We start from the raw sequence: 15439 nt of genomic DNA, 5'->3' as shown, positions 1-15439 counted from the left end.
CGGCACGGGCCGGGAGCCGCGGCTCCTGTACACGGGCCGCGGTCCCACGGCTCCCGCGCCCTCACGAAGACCTCGGCACCCCCGCACCCCGACACCGCGGCACCCCGACATCGCGGCACCCCGACACCTCGCCGTCTCACAGCAAGGACACCGTCATGAACGACCACGACCACAACCACACCGGCCTCCGGCGCAGAGGCTTCCTCACCGCCGCCTCCGGCCTCGGCGCCCTCGCCCTCGCGGGCTGCGGCGGCTCCCGGGGCGACTCCGGCGGGGCCTCGGGCGGAGGCACCCCCCGACGCGGCGGACGGCTGCGCGCCGCGTTCGCGGGCGGAGGCGCCGGCGAGACCCTCGACCCCCACCGCGCCAGCCTGTTCGCCGACGTCGCGCGCGCCAAGGCCCTCTACGACAAGCTCGCCGACTACGGCGACGACCTCTCCGCGCGGCCGAGGCTGGCCTCGTCCTGGGAGGCACGACCGGGCCTGGACCGCTGGAAGGTGTCCCTTCGCCGGGCCGAGTTCCACGACGGCAGGCCGGTCACCGCCAGGGACGTCCTGTACAGCTACCGCCGGATCGCCGACCCCGCCGGGGCCTTCCGCGCCAAGGCGTCCCTGGAGCCCGTCGACCTGGACGCGAGCCGCGCCGTGGACGCGCGGACCGTCGAGTTCGTGCTCAAGCGTCCCACCGCCGAATTCCCCAACGTGCTCGCCTCGTTCGGCGCGTACATCGTTCCCGAGGGAGCGCGGGACCTCGACCGTGCGCCGGTCGGATCGGGACCCTTCCGCCTCGTGTCGTTCGCACCGGGCCGCACCGCCGTCCTGCGGCGCAACGACGACTACTGGGACGGCGCTCCGTACCTGGACGAGCTGGAGTTCCTGGTCGCCGACGAGGAGTCGGCACGGGTCAACGCGCTGCTCGGCGGGCAGGTCGAGTACGCCCATGAACTGAACCCGGCGACGGCCCGCGCCCACGAGGGCCGGGGCAGGATCGAGATCGTACGGCTGCGCAACAGCGCCATGCAGGCCTTCGCCATGAAGACGGACCGGGCTCCCTTCGACGACCCGCGGGTGCGCCGGGCGTTCTTCCTGATCGCCGACCGGCAGGAGCTGGTCGACGGGGCGCTGTCGGGGGCGGGAGTGGTCGGCAACGACCTGTTCGGCAAGGGCTGCGAGTTCTACGCCGACGACCTGCCGCAGCGAACGCAGGACCTCGACCGCGCGCGCTCCCTCCTCGAAGAGGCCGGGGCCTCGGATCTCAGGGTCACCCTGGACACGTCCTCGGTCGCGGCGGGCTTCACCGAGGCCGCCGGGATCTTCCGCGACCAGGCGGCCGGGGCGGGCGTCACCGTCGAGGTCAGGACGGGCGGCAAGGACTCCTACTGGGCGGACGTGCTCGACTCCGGGACCCTCTGCTGCTATCGCTCGGGCGCGATGCCGATCGAGTCGCACATCTCGCAGCGGCTGCTCACCGACTCCACCACCAACGCCACCAAGTGGGCCCACAAGGACTTCGACGCGCTCTACCGGCAGGCGCAGGCCACGAAGGACGACGAGGAGCGCGCGGCCCTGTTCGGGCGGATGCAGCGCCGGCTGTACGCCGAAGGGGGCTTCCTGGTGTGGGGGTTCGCCGACTGGATCATCGGAACGGCCCCTTCGGTGCGGGGAGTCGACCGGAAGGCGCCCGCGAACACCCTCGACTGGGTCCGGTTCGACAAGGTCTGGCTGGCGTGAGCGGACTCGGGTCGTGGGTTGCCCGCCGACTGCTCCTCGGCTGCGTCCAGACCGTGGCCGTGGTGCTGCTGGTCTTCGGGCTCACCGAGGCGCTGCCGGGGGACGCGGCGGTGGCACTCGCCGGTGATCAGCCGGATCCGGCGCGGATCGCCGCCCTGCGTGAGGCGATGGAGCTGGACCGGCCCGCCCACGAGCGGTTCGCCGACTGGGCCGCCGGACTGCCGCGGGGGGACCTCGGCCACTCCCTGGCGTCGGGGCGGCCCGTCAGCTCGTACCTCTCCGGCGCCTTCGGGCCCAGCCTGCTGCTCGCCGCGCTCACGGTGGTGCCCCTGGTGCCGCTGGGGGTCGGGCTCGGGGTGCTGGCCGCCCGGTTCGAGGACCGGTGGGTGGACCGGCTCGTCAGCGCCGTGACGCTCGGGGTGTACGCGGTACCGGAGTTCGCCCTCGGCGTGCTGCTGGTGACGGTGTTCGCGCTGCGGCTGGACTGGCTGCCGCCGACGGCGGTCGGGTACGGCACCGACCTGCTCGGGCATCCGGCGGCGCTCGTCCTGCCGGTGCTGGTCCTGCTGGCCCGTCCCGTGTGCTCGCTGTCCCGGCTCGTGCGGGCCGGGATGATCGACGCGCTCGCCTCGCCGTACGTCGCCCAGGCCCGCCGCTACGGGATTCCCGACGCCCGGGTGCGGTACGCGCACGCACTGCCGAACGCGGTGGCGCCCGCCGCACAGCAACTGGCGCGCACCGTCGACTGGTTGCTGTGCGGGGTGATCGTCGTCGAGGCGTTGTTCGTGATACCGGGCCTGGGCACCGTGCTCATGGACGCGGTGGCCGAGCGGGATGTTCCGGTGGTCCAGGGGCTCGCCGTGGTGTTCGGCGTGGTCACGGTGGTGCTGAACCTGGGGGCGGACCTCGTCGCCCACCGGTTCGCCCCGAGGACGGAGGTGGCCGCGTGAGAGGGCTGCCGTCGGCGCGCTTCGCGCTCGGGGCCGCGCTGGTGTGCGTCCCGCTCGTAATCGCACTGGCGGGGCCCTTGTTCGCCGGGGAGCCCGGACCCCGGGCCGCCTCCTTCACCGCGGGCGGCGGGCATTGGCTGGGCACGGACTTCGTGGGACGGGACGTGGTGCGCCAAGTGCTGCTCGGTGGGCGGTCCGTGGTGCTGGTCGCGCTGTCCGCGACGGCGCTGGCGTACCTGGTGGCGGTGCCACTGGGGCTGGTCTGCGCGCTGACCCGGCGGCACTGGTTGGAGGAGGTGCTGATGCGGCCGCTGGACGTCCTGCTGGCCGTGCCGTCGCTCCTGATGATCCTGCTGGCGGCCGCCGCCTTCCCGCCGGGCGCGACGGGGCTCGCCCTGCTGGTGGCCCTCGTCAACATCCCGGACGCGGCACGCGTCGTACGGGCGTCCGCGGCCGAGGCCGCTTCCCGTCCGGCCGTGGAGGCACTGCGGATGCAGGGCGAGTCGTGGTGGCGGACAGCGGTGGGCCATGTCGGCCGGTCGGTCGCGCGCCCGCTCTGCGCCGACGCGGGGGTGCGCCTGACCGGGGCGCTCTACCTGGTCGCCACGGCCGCCTTCCTCGGCATCGGGGTGGCGCCGGACGCCGCCGACTGGGCCGTGATGGTCGACCGGAACCGTACGGGCCTGTTCGTGCAGCCGTGGGCCGTGGTGGTGCCCGCGCTGCTGGTCGTCGCACTGACGACGGGGTGCAACCTGCTGGTCGACGCCGCGCTCGGGGCCCGCCGGGGCACGTCCCGGCCGGGTGCCGCCCGCGATGTCCTCGCGAGTGACCAAGTGAAGGAGCGACGGCTGTGAGCGGGTCGGAGACGGCGCCGGGAGCGGTGGCGGAGATCGAAGGGCTGACCGTCTCCGTGGGCGGCCGGCGCATCCTGGACGGGGTGAGCCTGCGGGTGCGGCCGGGCAGGGTGACCGCGCTGGTCGGGCCGTCCGGCAGCGGGAAGACGACGACGGGCCGGGCGCTGCTCGGCGAGTTCCCGGCCGGGGCTCTCGTGAGCGGCACCGTCCGGGTGGGCGGGGAGCGCGTGGGTCATGTGCCGTCGGGCCCCGTCCCGGTCGGCCCCGCCCCGGTCCGCGGTGGTCCCGCCAGGGGTACGGCGGCCCGTGGCGCACCGGTCGGCCATGTGCCGCAGGACCCGGCGGCGGTGCTCAATCCTGTGCGGCGGGTGGGCGCCCTGCTGCACGACATCGCGTTGGGACAGGTGCGCGGGCTGCCGCGCCGGGCCCGGCGGCAAGCGGCACGCGCACGGGTCCTGGAGGCGATGGCCGCGGCCCAACTCCCGGACGGGGCCGCACTGGTCGGGCGGTTCCCGCATCAGCTCTCGGGCGGACAGCAGCAGCGGATCGTCCTCGCACAGGCCCTGCTGCTCGGGGCCAGGGTCGTGGTCGCCGACGAGCCCACCACGGGGCAGGACGCGCTCACCAGGCGGCGCGTGGTGGAGGAACTGGCGGCGGTCGCCGCGCGCGGCATCGGCGTCGTGCTGCTCAGCCACGACCTGGCAGCCGTACGGGCGCTCGCCGACGAGGTGCTGGTCCTGCGGGACGGCCGCGTCGTCGAGCGCGGTCCCGCGCAGCGCGTCCTGCGGTCGCCCGCAACTTCGGGCACGCGTGAACTTCCGCCTGTGAAGCTTGCGTTGACTCGGGACACGGCGTTCGGCGCGCCCCGTCCGGACGTCGTGCTCCGGGTCCGCGACCTGCACGCGCGCCACCCCGACGGCTCCGAGGTGCTGCACGTCCCGGACCTCGCGCTGCGCGGCGGGGAGTGCCTGGCGGTCCTCGGCCGTTCGGGCAGCGGCAAGACGACCCTGGCGCGCTGTCTGGCCGGGCTCCATCGCACGTACGACGGACAGGTGCTGCTCGGCCCGGTCGTGCTGCCGCGCAGCCTGAGGGATCGCGACCGGCGCCAACTCGCCGCGGTTCAGTACGTGTTCCAGGACGCGCGGGCCTCCTTCGACGAGCGTCGGCCGCTACGGGACCAGGTGGCCCGCACGGCGGTACGGCTGCGCGGGGTGCCGGCGCGGGACGCCCGCGCCGAGGCCTCGGCGATGCTCGGCGCCCTGGGGCTCAGCACCGTGTCGGCGGACCGCTGCCCGGGCGGACTGTCCGGCGGTGAACTCCAGCGGGCGGCGCTGGCACGGGCGTTGCTGGCCCGCCCGCGCGTGCTGGTGTGCGACGAGGTCACCGCCGGCCTCGACACGGACACCCGTCGGGACACCCTCGACCTGCTCGACGGGCTGCTCCGCACTCGCGGCGACATGTCGTTGGTCCTCGTCACGCACGACCTGGTCGCGGCCCGGTTCGCGTCCCGGGTCGCGGTGCTGGACGCGGGAGAGGTGGTCGAGCAGGGGTCGTCGGCCGAGGTCCTGACGGCGCCGCGGCATCCGCTCACCGCGGCACTGGTGGCGGCCTCGAAGGCTGTGCCCGTCCCGGATGCCATTCCGGGACCCGCCGGATCGTCGTGCCGGGCGTCGGAGGCCGGGTCTGCGTGATGCGTCGCGGGATCGGGACCCCCGGGAGCGGTGGCGGGTGCCGTCGGCGGTGGGCTCACGGCCCGCCCCGGTGGGGGCGACCGGCACACGCCCGGGCGGGCCGCGCCTTCCCCGGGTCGCGCGGCCGCGCGGGCGCCTATCGTGATCTCATGCAGTCCTACACGATCGGCCAGGCCGCACGGCTCCTCGGCGTGAGCCCCGACACCGCGCGGCGCTGGGCGGACGCCGGACGGGTGCCCACGCACCGGGACGAGGGCGGCCGGCGCCTCGTCGACGGCCGGGACCTGGCCGCGTTCTCCGTGGAACTGGCCAGGTCCGGAGGCGCGGAGGAGGACTCCTCGTACACCTCCGTGCGCAACGCCTTCCCCGGCATCGTCACCGCCGTGAAGCTCGGTGACGTCGCCGCACAGGTGGAGATCCAGGCCGGGCCGCACCGGCTGGTGTCGCTGCTGACACGGGAGGCCGTCGAGGAACTCGGGCTGGAGGTGGGGGTGGAGGCCACCGCCCGGGTCAAGTCGACGAACGTGCACATCGACCGGGCCTGACGGCGGGACGCCACCGCTCCGGCCACTCAGCGCCCCGGCCCCCCAGCGACCGGGTCACCGCCTGACCCGGCCGACCCGGCTACGGCCTGTACCCCCGTCCACGCGCACCGCGTTGCTACCGCTGATGTGCCGTGCTCCGCAGCGGTCCCGGGGCAGCACGAACTGCGGCCCGGAGCGGGCGAGCGGGACGGCGTCGATGGACACGGCGGGCAGAACGGGTACGCGGCCGAAGTCGGGGTCGGTCTCGGCCCGGGACAGCAGCGCGTGGTGCCCGTCCGCGCCGGACACAGTGATCAGGATCCGCAGCCGGTCCTTGCGGCGGGCGCGGTCGGACTCGAGGCCCGCGTCCGCGAGCACGTCGTGCGGCAGCGGTCCGGTGAACCGGTGGCGCCGCGGACCGCTGGTCGCGCACTCGAAGCCGACGTCGGCGCGGTGCTGCGGCCGGGCGCGCAGATCGGGCAGCGTCAGCCGGGCCGGACGGGTCAGATCGCCGGTGAGTGCGGGTTCCGCGATCGGACGGGCCGCCGTGCCGGCGGCCGAATGGGACTGGCGCACGGGCCACCACCTCCCGCACGACCGTACCCGCAGTCACGTCCGGTGCAAACGCACATGCCACCCTCTCCTTCCACAGTCCCGGCTCATGCAAAGCAACAAGAGACTTTGCCCTTGCATCTGCGGAAGTATTGTGGTCACAGAAGGCCGCAGTCGTGTCCGCAAGGACCAGAGGGAGTGGACCCGTGACAACCCGTACCGCGCACCGGACCCGTCGGACCCTGCGGGTGGCCGGCGCGGGCGCCGCCGCTCTGTTGGCCCTGAGCGCCTGTTCGTCGCCGGACGACTCCTCGTCCGGCACGTCGGACGGGTCCGCCTCAGCCTCGTCACAGGAGAAGCTGTCCGGCACGGTCACCGTGTTCGCGGCCGCCTCACTGAAGGAGGGCTTCGAGACCCTGGGCAAGAACTTCGAGAAGGAACACCCGGGCACGAAGGTGACCTTCAGCTTCGGCGGCAGCGACTCCCTCGCCGCGAGCATCACCGGCGGCGCTCCGGCTGACGTGTTCGCCTCGGCCAGCCCCAAGACGATGAAGATCGTGACGGACGCCGGCGACGCGTCGGGAACGCCCGCCACCTTCGTACGCAACGAGCTGGAGATCGCCACCCTGCCGGGCAACCCCGACAAGGTCGCCTCGCTGAAGGACCTGACGAACCCCGACCTGAAGGTCGTGCTGTGCGACAAGGAGGTGCCCTGCGGCGCCGCGGCGCAGAAGGCCCTCGACGCCGCCGGCCTGAAGCTCACCCCCGTCTCCTACGAGCAGGACGTCAAGGGGGCGCTGACGAAGGTCGAACTCAAGGAGGCGGACGCCGCTGTCGTGTACAAGACCGATGTGCACGCTGCGGGTGACAAGGTGGAGGGCGTGAGGTTCCCCGAGTCCGCCGACGCCATCAACGACTACCCGATCGTCCGCCTCGAGGACGCGAAGAACGCCGAGGCCGCCGAGGCGTTCATCGCGCTCGTACGGTCCGCCGAGGGCCGGCAGGTGCTGACCGGGGCCGGGTTCCTCGAGCCGTGACCGTCCCGCGAGACAAGTCCGCCGCCGCGGCCGAAACCCTTGGGGGCGCGCCGCGGCGGCGGCGCGGCCGGGCCGCCGGGCGGGGCGCGCCGCTGCCGCTCCTGGTGCCCGCGCTGATCGGTCTGGCCTTCCTGGCCGTGCCGTTGGTCGCGCTGCTCGTACGCGCTCCGTGGCGGAGCATGCCCGAGCTGCTGACCAGTGCCGAGGTGTGGCAGGCCCTCCGGCTGTCGCTGGTCTGCGCCACGCTCGCGACCGCGGTGTGCCTGGTGATCGGGGTGCCTCTGGCCTGGCTGCTGGCCCGGGTCGAGTTCCCCGGCCGCGGGTTCGTACGGGCCCTGGTGACCCTGCCGCTCGTGCTGCCGCCGGTGGTGGGCGGCGTGGCGCTGCTGATGGCGCTCGGCCGCAACGGCATCGTCGGGAGGTCGCTGGACTCCTGGTTCGGCATCACCCTGCCGTTCACGACGGCGGGGGTCGTGGTCGCGGAGGCGTTCGTGGCGATGCCGTTCCTGGTCATCAGTGTCGAGGGCACCCTGCGGGCCGCCGATCCGCGCTACGAGGAGGCCGCCGCCACCCTGGGCGCCTCACGCTTCACCGCGTTCCGCCGTGTCACCCTGCCGCTGATCGCGCCGGGCATCGCGGCCGGCGCCGTACTGGCCTGGGCGCGGGCCCTCGGGGAGTTCGGCGCGACGATCACCTTCGCGGGCAACTTCCCCGGCCGGACCCAGACGATGCCGCTGGCCGTGTACCTGGCCCTGCAGAGCGACCCGGAGGCCGCGATCGCCCTGAGCCTGGTCCTGCTGGCCGTGTCCGTCGCCGTACTGGCCGGCCTGCGCGACCGCTGGATGGCGACGGCATGACCGACACGCACGGCACCGCCCACGCCCTCCGTGCCATTAGTAATGAGGAGGGCCTCGACGCCCGTCTCCTCGTCGACCGCGGCACCTTCCGCCTCGACGTGTCCCTGCGCGTCGCCCCTGGCGAGGTGGTCGCCCTGCTGGGCCCCAACGGCGCCGGCAAGACCACCGCCCTGCGCGCACTGGCCGGTCTGGCGCCTCTCGACGGCGGTCGCCTGCTGCTGGACGGCACGGCCCTGGAGGACACGCCCCCGGAGTCGCGGCCCGTCGGCGTGGTCTTCCAGGACTACCTCCTCTTCCCGCACCTGACCGCGCTCGACAACGTGGCGTTCGGGCCGCGCTGCCAGGGCGCGAGCAAGGCGGAGGCACGGACACGGGCCGCCGAGTGGCTCGACCGGCTGGGTCTCGCCGAGCACGCGGGCAGCAGGCCGCGCAGGCTGTCCGGCGGCCAGGCCCAGCGGGTCGCCCTGGCCCGCGCGCTGGCCACCCGTCCTCGCCTGCTGCTCCTGGACGAGCCGCTGGCGGCGCTGGACGCCCGTACCCGCCTGGAGGTCCGCTCCCAACTCCGCCGTCATCTGGCCGAGTTCGAGGCCGTCGCCGTCCTGGTGACACACGATCCGCTGGACGCGATGGTGCTGGCCGACCGCCTGGTCGTCGTGGAGGACGGCCGGGTCGTCCAGGAGGGCACTCCGTCCGACATCGCCCGCCACCCCCGAACGGACTACATCGCGCGGCTGGTGGGCCTGAACCTCTACCGGGGCGAGGCCGACGGCCACACCGTCCGCCTCGGCGCCGGCCCGGGCGTCACCATCACGGAGACGCTGACCGGACCGGTGTTCGTGGCGTTCCCGCCGAGCGCGGTCACCCTGCACCGCGACCGCCCCCACGGCTCCAGCGCCCGCAACCTCTGGCACGGCGAGGTGGCGGGGCTGGAGACCCACGGCGACCAGATCCGCGCCGACATCGGCGGGGAACTGCCGCTCGCCGCCGACCTGACCACCGTCGCCGCCGCCGAACTCGGCCTGCACCCGGGCGCGGAGGTCTGGGCGACGGTGAAGGCGGCGCAGACGCACGCCTATCCGGTGTGACAGGACACGTCCGTCCCGTCCGATGAGGGCACGCCGGTCCCGTGCGAGAGGGCACGGCCCGGCCCCTTCCCGTACGGGGGGGCGCGGTCCGCGTCTCCACGGGGCTCACGCGATCGCGTGCACCTCCGGGGTGCGGACGGGGGCCGGGATCTCAGGAGAATGGGGGTACGCGGCCGTCCGGTGCTGGAAGGAGAGGATCTTCGGGTTCTGGACGACACCGTCGCGGATCTCGATGGCCTTGCCGACCGTGGGATCGGCGTCCCAGGCCGCGGGGCCGCTCATCACCTTGCGCAGATAAGGGAGGAGCGCCTCACCGATCTCCCACGTCGCCGAGTTCCACAGGTGGGACGGGCTGTGGTCCACCGCGTAGTAGTGGCAGCCGGGTCCCACGGTGGGCATCGGCTCCTCGAAGGTGGTCGGACGGGCCCAGGTGAAGCCCATGCCCTCGTCGCAGGCGACGTCGATGAAGAAGGAGCCCGGCCGGAACAGGGCGAGTTCCTCGTCGGTGACGAACGTGAGCGGCGCGTCGGTGTCCTGCCGTACGCAGTTGACGACGATGTCGAAGCCGGCGAGGTACTCGGCGAGGGGTACGGGTCCGGCCGGCGTGAGGGCCCGCAGGCGCGACGGGTCCTCCTCGTCCTCCTCGAAGTGGTTCATGACGACGGACGGCATCGGCGAGGCCACCGCCGCCGCGGCGCGCTGGGTGAGCACGGTGACGTCCGAGACCCCCATGGCGCCGAGCCCCGTGACCGCACCGCGCCCCGTGGCACCGAAGCTGATGACCACGGCGCGCAGCCGCCGCCCGTAGCTGCCGGTCAGTCCGCCGAGTTGGAGGGCGTGCAGCACCGAGCAGTAGCCGGCGAGTTCGTTGTTCTTGTGGAAGACGTGGACACTGAAGGCGCCCGTGGACGTCCAGTGGTTCATGGCCTCCCAGGCGATGAGGGTCAACCGCTTGTCGATGGCGAGCTGCGTCAGCTCCGCGTCCTGCACGCAGTGGGGCCACCCCCACAGCACCTGGCCCTCCCGCAGCGCGGCGACGTCGTCGTACATGGGCTTGGGCAGCAGCAGCACATCGCACTCGGCGACGAGCTGCTCGCGAGTGCGCAGTCCCGCCACAAGGGGGCCGAGCGTGTCGTCGCTGACGCCGAACCGTCGGCCGTATCCCTCTTCGAGGAACATCTTCTGGCGTACGTCCGGGGCGATCCGCTCGATATGGGCGGGGTGCAAGGGCAGACGGAACTCGTTCTCCTTGCGGGAGGAAGCGAGCACTCCGAGACTCATAAGGCTCATTTCGCGTCCTCATCATTTCGTTCAGTTGGTACCAGGCGTGCTGGTGGCGCCTTGTCCGGGGCCCGTCAGGAGCCGCCGGACCCGTGCCTGCGGACGCGCTCGGCGAGCGGGAGGGGTGTCTCGTCCAGGCCGTCGACGGAACCGCTCGCCATGCGTGCGCACGTGCCGCGGCACGCGAGGAGCTGCTTGTCGTCCTTGTGGGACGCCACCACCGGCTCCGGGTCGGGCCCGGTGCGGTAGTCGGTGCCGCAGATGAGGCAGGCCAGCCCCGAGAGCACCTCCGGGGTCGGTTCGGGACGCCCGCGGCGCCGACCGGAGATCGAGTCCTGCGAATACATGCGTCCCACATCCTCTGTGTCGGTCGGTGCCGTGCTGGTCGGGTCGGAGCATCGCCGGGCGGTTCGGGGCCGTGCCGAGCTGTTCGGTGCTGTGCCGAGCCCCCGTGATCGGTCCGGGGACGCGCGCGGGACGCGGGAGTGCTCCCGGGTGCGTCCCGGACGCCACGACGTCCGCTAACGCGCCGCGCGGGACGGGACGCGAAGGACGGTGGGAGAGGTCGAGCCAGTCGGCATGATGCGGCTCATTCCCGGCCGGATCCGGTGTGTGCCGGCCTGCCGTTGCGCGAGGGCGACGCCGAAACGGATGACGGCGTGCGAGGTGCGCTCGATGAGGCAACCGTACTCCCCTCCGGGTCCGCCACGCGCCAGATACCGGACACCGCTGGTTCCCCGCCGCTGCGGCGTCGGTCGCCCTGCCTGCCCGCTCAGAGCACGTGGGAGCCGTACATCTCGCCGAGCGGGTCCGCGAGCAGTTCGACGCGGGTGCCGTCGGGGTCGCGGAGGTAGATCGAGGCGCCGCTCTCCTCCTGGAACGGGATTCCGGCGGCGGTGAGCTTGTCGCGCAGCCGCCGCCAGGTCGACGGCTCCACGGAGATCGCGAGGTGGTGCAGTCCGCCCAGGACCTCCGCGTACGGGCCGACGTCGAGCCCGGGGAAGTCGAAGAAGGCGAGCAGGTTCCCGTGCCCGAGGTCGAAGAAGAAGTGGGTGGAGCCCTTGTAGTCGCGGTTCTCGATCATCTCCGTGAGCGGGAACTCCAGGAGCTCCTGGTAGAAGCGGACGGTGCGCTCGACGTCGGCGGACAGGAGGGCCACATGGTGCACTCCGCGGGCCGAGCTGGGCGCCCTGTCCGGGCCGGGGGCCAGGTAGGCGTCCCGGATGCGCGCCCGTTCGGCTTCGATCGCGTTCAGGTCCTCGCTCATCGCGGGCTCCTCGTGGGGTGGCACGGAAGGGAAAGCGGTTCGACATTCAATGACTTGCCACTCTAGGCACCGCCCTGCCGCGGTCAAGGCCCGCCGCGCCCGGCCGAGCGGGCCGGACGGCGGGCTGCCCCGGCGCGGGCGTGCGGCGCGGCCCCGCACCTAGAATGCGCGGGACGGCACGGGAGGACGGCCCGCACGGCCGGGTGTCGCGGGGCCGACCGGGGTCCTGCCGAAGCCCGGCCGGGGAGCCCCGCCCCGGCCGCCCTCCACCTGGACCCCACGGGACGGAACCATGCAGCTTCTCCCCTTCACCACCGTCCACGCGGCGACCGTGGCGGGCTGGCCGGCCTCGGCGGAGGAGGCCGTGATGTGGTGCGGGGCGAAGGAGTTCCCCGTGGACGAGAGGACCGTCGCGGGGTGGGCGCAGGCCGAGGACGTCACGGCCCGGATGCTCCTGGAGGGCGAACGGATCGTCGCCTACGGGGAGTTGTGGTTCGACGCCGAGGAGGACGAGGTCGAGCTCGCGCGGATCATCGTGGCACCCTGGGCCCGCGGCACGGGACTTGGGCGGTTGCTCGTCGCGGGACTGCTGAAGGAGGCGCGCGCGGCCGGGCACACCGACGTCTTCATGCGGGTGCACCCCGCGAACGAACGGGCCCTGGCCTGCTACCGTGCCGCCGGGTTCGTCCCGGTGGACCGGGAGTCGGCCGCGCTCTGGAATGTCGGCCAGCCCGTCGACTACGCATGGCTGCGGCCGGGGCGCGACCCCGAGGGGGACGGCCGCTGACGGCCGACCGCCTCCGGCGGCCCGGGCCCCTCAGGCGTCGGTCCCGCCCGCGGGCGGCGGAGTCAGCGACACCCTGATGCCGACCGTCCCCGTCCTCCCGCGCCGCACCCGGCTGCCGAGCAGGGTCATCCTGCCGAGGACGCCGTACTTGCGGGCGAGCAGCTTCCGGTACCGCGCGGTGGCGTCCGCGTCGCAGATCTCGGCGGTGCCCGGGACCTGGTCCCCGGTGGGCCTGCCGCGCACGTCGCAGGGCCCGACGAGCACATCGGCGCGGTTGCGGATCCGCTTGACCTTCCAGGAGTCCGTGACGGTCCACACGCCCAGCGCCTCGCCGTCACGCACCACCCATACCGGCGTGGCGACGGGCGTCCCGTTCTTCCGGTAGCTGGTGACCAGTAGGTACTTGCCTGCCGCGAGCCGCTCCAAAGCTGTGTCCACGCCGTGAGTCTAGGCCCCCGCCGGCCGAGGGGCCCCTTGGCCCGTACGGGCGATCTTCCGACGGCTCGTCAGCGATGCGCCGCGCGTCCGGTCCTTGATCGTGAAAGAGAGTCACACGAGAACCCATTAGTACGACAATCATTTCGCACGGAGGACCTACGTATGCCCGCCTCACCTCACTCCCGCCCCGCACCCACCGGCTCGGGGGCCGTACGCCCCGGCACGCGGACCCGCATCGGCGCGACGGCCGTCGCCGCACTGGCCCTCGCGGGAACCGCGCTGGTCGCCGCGCCGACCGCCTTCGCGGCCCCCGGGGACAACGGCGACGTGAAGATCCACGCCGAGACGACGGCCCCCACCGACCAGCGCAACGACCCGAAGGTCTGCAAGTTCCATCTCGCCGCGTTCAACTTCGACACGGTTCAGGGAGTCACCTGGCTCATCGAGCCGCAGCCCGCGAGGAGGGGCGGCGCGACGCTCAACGGCAACCTGACGCTCACGACCGGGGCGGGCAACTCGGAGCTGCTGACGCTGCCCGACGGCCAGTACAAGCTGACCTGGAAGATCGAGGGCGGCCTGGGGGCGGGCAAGCAGAAGGTGTTCAAGGTCGACTGCAAGGCGCCGCCCGCCGGCGGACCCAACGGCGGAGGGCCCAACGGCGGAGGACCGAACGGCGGAGGGCCCAACGGAGGCCCGCCCGCGGGCGGTGGCGGTCTCGCCGAGACCCCGGGCGTGTCCGCGATCGGCGCCACCGCGGCGATCGGACTGATCGGGGTCTCGGGCTTCGCCTACGTACGGATGCTGCGTCGCCGGCCCGACGGTGCCGCGTAGGCGCGCGCCCAGGCCCTGGTACAGGACGCGCGCCTACCGCCTGACGAGGACCGTCGTGGTGGCGTCCTCGCTCGTGTGGGGCGCCGTCTGGTGGGCGGGCGACGACGTGCCTCCCGGGCCCGCCGCCGCCACGAGGGAGCCCGGGGACGCCAAGGCGTCCCCGGGTCCCCCGGCCTCCACCGAACCCGGGCCCCGCCGCGAGGTCCGCGAACGGCCGCCCGCGCGCCCCCGGGCCACCCCGCCCGTGCCCCTCACGCGTTCCAGGGCCGTGGTCCTGCGCATCCCCCGGCTCGGCCTGGAGGCGCCGGTCGTCGGAGTGCGGCTGGACCGCGACCGGCGGCTCACCACACCACCGGTGGACAATCCCAAACTCGTGGGCTGGTACGAGGGCGGCCCCACGCCGGGCGAACGGGGCACCGCCGTCGTCGTCGGCCACCTGGACACCCGCACCGGGCCGGCCGTCTTCGCCGGACTGCGCACACTGACCCCGGGCCGGCTCGTGGAGGCCCGGCGCGCGGACGGCCGCACCGCCGTCTACACCGTGGACGCCGTACGCACCTACGACAAGGCGCGCTTCCCCGATTCGGAGGTGTACGGCATCCGGACGCGGCCTGAGCTCCGGCTCATCACCTGCGGCGGCGCGTACGACCGCAGGACCGGGTACCACAGCAACGTCGTCGTCTTCGCCCATCTGACGGCGACCCGGGAGGCACCGCGCCGCCCGTAGGCCCAGGCCTCCGGCTCCCCCGCCCCGTCCGTCCGCCCCACGGCGCCCGCCGTGCGCGGTGGCGGGCCGGGTGAGGCCGGTCGGCCGGGTGAGGCCGGTGGGGCTGCTGGGGTGGCCCGCAGACCCGGTCCGGCGGAGATCGTCCACCGGCGTACGCGCCCGCCACAGGCACCTCCCGTGCCAGACTCCGACGATGACCACGGACACGAACGGCCCCGGAGCGACGGGGACTTGGCGGTTTGGGGGCCTGACGGTCGGCCCGCCCGGACTCGGTGGCACGAGACCGAATGGGTGACGCCACACTGTGGGTGGCCGCTCTCACCGCCGCGACCGCGGTGCTCGCGAGCTGGGTGACCAGCCACGGCACCGCGCGGGCCGCCCGTATCCAGGCGGACGCCGCCGCGGCCACCGTGCAGGCGGACCGGCTCAGGGCGGCCCGCCGCTCCGCGTACGTCGACGTCATCGAACAGGCCCAGCGCATGGGTGACCTCTACTGGAAGGTCACCGACGCGCACGGCATCGACGACGCCGACGAGCGGCTCGCCGCCCTGCTGGACCTGCGGGTACGGCTCCGCGGGGAGTACGCCGTGCTGCGCCAGCGGGTCTGGGTGGCGGACCTGGAGGGGCCGCCCGCGGTCGCCGCGGCGGCCGACCGGCTGCGCCGCTCGACCAGCGAGCACTACCGGGCGCTCGACGCGATGATCACGGGCGACACGGACGCGGGTCAGCGCTTCGCCGACTGCTTCGCCCCCTTCTGGGAGTCGGTCGTGTCCTTCGTCGACGTGGCCCGTACGGCGCTGCACTCGGCGCGGCTCTGAGGGCCCGCCG

At 73.9% G+C, this 15439-nt stretch carries 17 protein-coding genes; 12 read left to right on the top strand and 5 right to left on the bottom strand.

The annotated features are described in order from the left end of the window. The first annotated feature begins 155 nt into the window (after positions 1 to 155). The 5 genes from IE265_RS12535 to IE265_RS12515 all read left to right on the top strand — a co-directional run bounded on the left by IE265_RS12535 (position 156) and on the right by IE265_RS12515 (position 5770). Complete coding sequence (locus IE265_RS12535) at positions 156 to 1730, top strand: ABC transporter substrate-binding protein (protein ID WP_190035552.1); 1575 nt, start codon at positions 156 to 158, stop codon at positions 1728 to 1730. Then, positions 1727 to 2680 (top strand): ABC transporter permease, encoded by a 954-nt coding sequence (locus tag IE265_RS12530; RefSeq protein ID WP_190035551.1) that lies wholly within the window; start codon positions 1727 to 1729, stop codon positions 2678 to 2680. The genes IE265_RS12535 and IE265_RS12530 overlap by 4 nt, the downstream gene beginning before the upstream one ends. Beyond that, positions 2677 to 3534: an ABC transporter permease gene (locus tag IE265_RS12525; protein WP_229916146.1), complete on the top strand. Its 858-nt coding sequence runs from the start codon at positions 2677 to 2679 to the stop codon at positions 3532 to 3534. Before IE265_RS12530 ends, IE265_RS12525 begins: the two co-directional genes overlap by 4 nt. Next, positions 3531 to 5225 carry an ABC transporter ATP-binding protein gene (locus tag IE265_RS12520; RefSeq protein WP_190035550.1) on the top strand — a complete coding sequence of 565 codons (1695 nt, stop codon included), beginning with the start codon at positions 3531 to 3533 and terminating at the stop codon, positions 5223 to 5225. Before IE265_RS12525 ends, IE265_RS12520 begins: the two co-directional genes overlap by 4 nt. A 149-nt stretch (positions 5226 to 5374) precedes the next feature. Further along, entirely contained in the window at positions 5375 to 5770 is a 396-nt protein-coding gene (locus tag IE265_RS12515) for a TOBE domain-containing protein (RefSeq protein WP_190035549.1), read from the top strand. Positions 5771 to 5824: 54 nt separating this feature from the next. On the opposite strand, the gene IE265_RS12510 is transcribed toward IE265_RS12515, so the two are convergent. Then, positions 5825 to 6325: a molybdopterin-binding protein gene (locus tag IE265_RS12510; protein ID WP_190035548.1), complete on the bottom strand. Its 501-nt coding sequence runs from the start codon at positions 6323 to 6325 to the stop codon at positions 5825 to 5827. A gap of 182 nt (positions 6326 to 6507) precedes the next feature. Here IE265_RS12510 and modA point away from each other — a divergent pair, with 182 nt between their 5' ends. Genes modA through IE265_RS12495 form a run of 3 tightly spaced genes read left to right on the top strand, consistent with a single transcriptional unit; the run spans position 6508 to position 9280 of the window. Next, positions 6508 to 7338 (top strand): molybdate ABC transporter substrate-binding protein, encoded by an 831-nt coding sequence (modA, locus tag IE265_RS12505; RefSeq protein ID WP_190035547.1) that lies wholly within the window; start codon positions 6508 to 6510, stop codon positions 7336 to 7338. Then, complete coding sequence (modB, locus tag IE265_RS12500) at positions 7335 to 8195, top strand: molybdate ABC transporter permease subunit (RefSeq protein WP_190035546.1); 861 nt, start codon at positions 7335 to 7337, stop codon at positions 8193 to 8195. Before modA ends, modB begins: the two co-directional genes overlap by 4 nt. Continuing rightward, entirely contained in the window at positions 8192 to 9280 is a 1089-nt protein-coding gene (locus tag IE265_RS12495) for an ABC transporter ATP-binding protein (RefSeq protein ID WP_190035545.1), read from the top strand. The genes modB and IE265_RS12495 overlap by 4 nt, the downstream gene beginning before the upstream one ends. A gap of 105 nt (positions 9281 to 9385) precedes the next feature. On the opposite strand, the gene IE265_RS12490 is transcribed toward IE265_RS12495, so the two are convergent. From IE265_RS12490 to IE265_RS12480, 3 genes are all read right to left on the bottom strand, one after another. Then, entirely contained in the window at positions 9386 to 10570 is a 1185-nt protein-coding gene (locus IE265_RS12490; RefSeq protein WP_190035544.1) for a N(5)-(carboxyethyl)ornithine synthase, read from the bottom strand. A 65-nt stretch (positions 10571 to 10635) separates the two neighbouring features. Beyond that, positions 10636 to 10908 (bottom strand): hypothetical protein, encoded by a 273-nt coding sequence (locus tag IE265_RS12485; RefSeq protein WP_190035543.1) that lies wholly within the window; start codon positions 10906 to 10908, stop codon positions 10636 to 10638. Between the two features lie 425 nt (positions 10909 to 11333). Beyond that, positions 11334 to 11828 (bottom strand): VOC family protein, encoded by a 495-nt coding sequence (locus IE265_RS12480; RefSeq protein WP_190035542.1) that lies wholly within the window; start codon positions 11826 to 11828, stop codon positions 11334 to 11336. A 292-nt stretch (positions 11829 to 12120) separates the two neighbouring features. Here IE265_RS12480 and IE265_RS12475 point away from each other — a divergent pair, with 292 nt between their 5' ends. Further along, a complete protein-coding gene (locus IE265_RS12475; protein ID WP_190035541.1) occupies positions 12121 to 12615 on the top strand; it encodes a GNAT family N-acetyltransferase in 495 nt (164 codons plus the stop codon). Positions 12616 to 12645: 30 nt separating this feature from the next. On the opposite strand, the gene IE265_RS12470 is transcribed toward IE265_RS12475, so the two are convergent. Beyond that, the gene (locus IE265_RS12470) at positions 12646 to 13053 is read right to left on the bottom strand and encodes a PPOX class F420-dependent oxidoreductase (protein WP_190035540.1); all 408 of its coding nucleotides are present in this window, start codon (positions 13051 to 13053) and stop codon (positions 12646 to 12648) included. Between the two features lie 162 nt (positions 13054 to 13215). Between IE265_RS12470 and IE265_RS12465 the strand changes: the two genes are divergently transcribed. From IE265_RS12465 to IE265_RS12455, 3 genes are all read left to right on the top strand, one after another. Further along, the gene (locus tag IE265_RS12465; RefSeq protein WP_229916145.1) at positions 13216 to 13884 is read left to right on the top strand and encodes a hypothetical protein; all 669 of its coding nucleotides are present in this window, start codon (positions 13216 to 13218) and stop codon (positions 13882 to 13884) included. After that, positions 13874 to 14611, top strand: coding sequence for a class F sortase (locus IE265_RS12460; RefSeq protein WP_229916144.1), 738 nt, complete (start codon positions 13874 to 13876; stop codon positions 14609 to 14611). The genes IE265_RS12465 and IE265_RS12460 overlap by 11 nt, the downstream gene beginning before the upstream one ends. A 287-nt stretch (positions 14612 to 14898) precedes the next feature. Next, positions 14899 to 15429: a hypothetical protein gene (locus IE265_RS12455; RefSeq protein ID WP_190035538.1), complete on the top strand. Its 531-nt coding sequence runs from the start codon at positions 14899 to 14901 to the stop codon at positions 15427 to 15429. Positions 15430 to 15439: the final 10 nt, after the last annotated feature.

Source organism: Streptomyces fructofermentans (assembly GCF_014651055.1).
In the GTDB taxonomy this organism is placed as follows: domain Bacteria; phylum Actinomycetota; class Actinomycetes; order Streptomycetales; family Streptomycetaceae; genus Streptomyces; species Streptomyces fructofermentans.
This window is presented reverse-complemented; position numbering and strand designations above follow the sequence as displayed.

Bases quoted from the DNA above. Each gene is read 5' to 3' on its own strand.
- IE265_RS12535 (WP_190035552.1), top strand. From the start codon at position 156: ATGAACGACCACGACCACAACCACACCGGCCTCCGGCGCAGAGGCTTC.
- IE265_RS12515 (WP_190035549.1), top strand. From the start codon at position 5,375: ATGCAGTCCTACACGATCGGCCAGGCCGCACGGCTCCTCGGCGTGAGC.
- IE265_RS12495 (WP_190035545.1), top strand. From the start codon at position 8,192: ATGACCGACACGCACGGCACCGCCCACGCCCTCCGTGCCATTAGTAAT.
- IE265_RS12490 (WP_190035544.1), bottom strand. From the start codon at position 10,570: ATGAGCCTTATGAGTCTCGGAGTGCTCGCTTCCTCCCGCAAGGAGAAC.
- IE265_RS12485 (WP_190035543.1), bottom strand. From the start codon at position 10,908: ATGTATTCGCAGGACTCGATCTCCGGTCGGCGCCGCGGGCGTCCCGAA.
- IE265_RS12480 (WP_190035542.1), bottom strand. From the start codon at position 11,828: ATGAGCGAGGACCTGAACGCGATCGAAGCCGAACGGGCGCGCATCCGG.
- IE265_RS12475 (WP_190035541.1), top strand. From the start codon at position 12,121: ATGCAGCTTCTCCCCTTCACCACCGTCCACGCGGCGACCGTGGCGGGC.
- IE265_RS12465 (WP_229916145.1), top strand. From the start codon at position 13,216: ATGCCCGCCTCACCTCACTCCCGCCCCGCACCCACCGGCTCGGGGGCC.
- IE265_RS12455 (WP_190035538.1), top strand. From the start codon at position 14,899: ATGGGTGACGCCACACTGTGGGTGGCCGCTCTCACCGCCGCGACCGCG.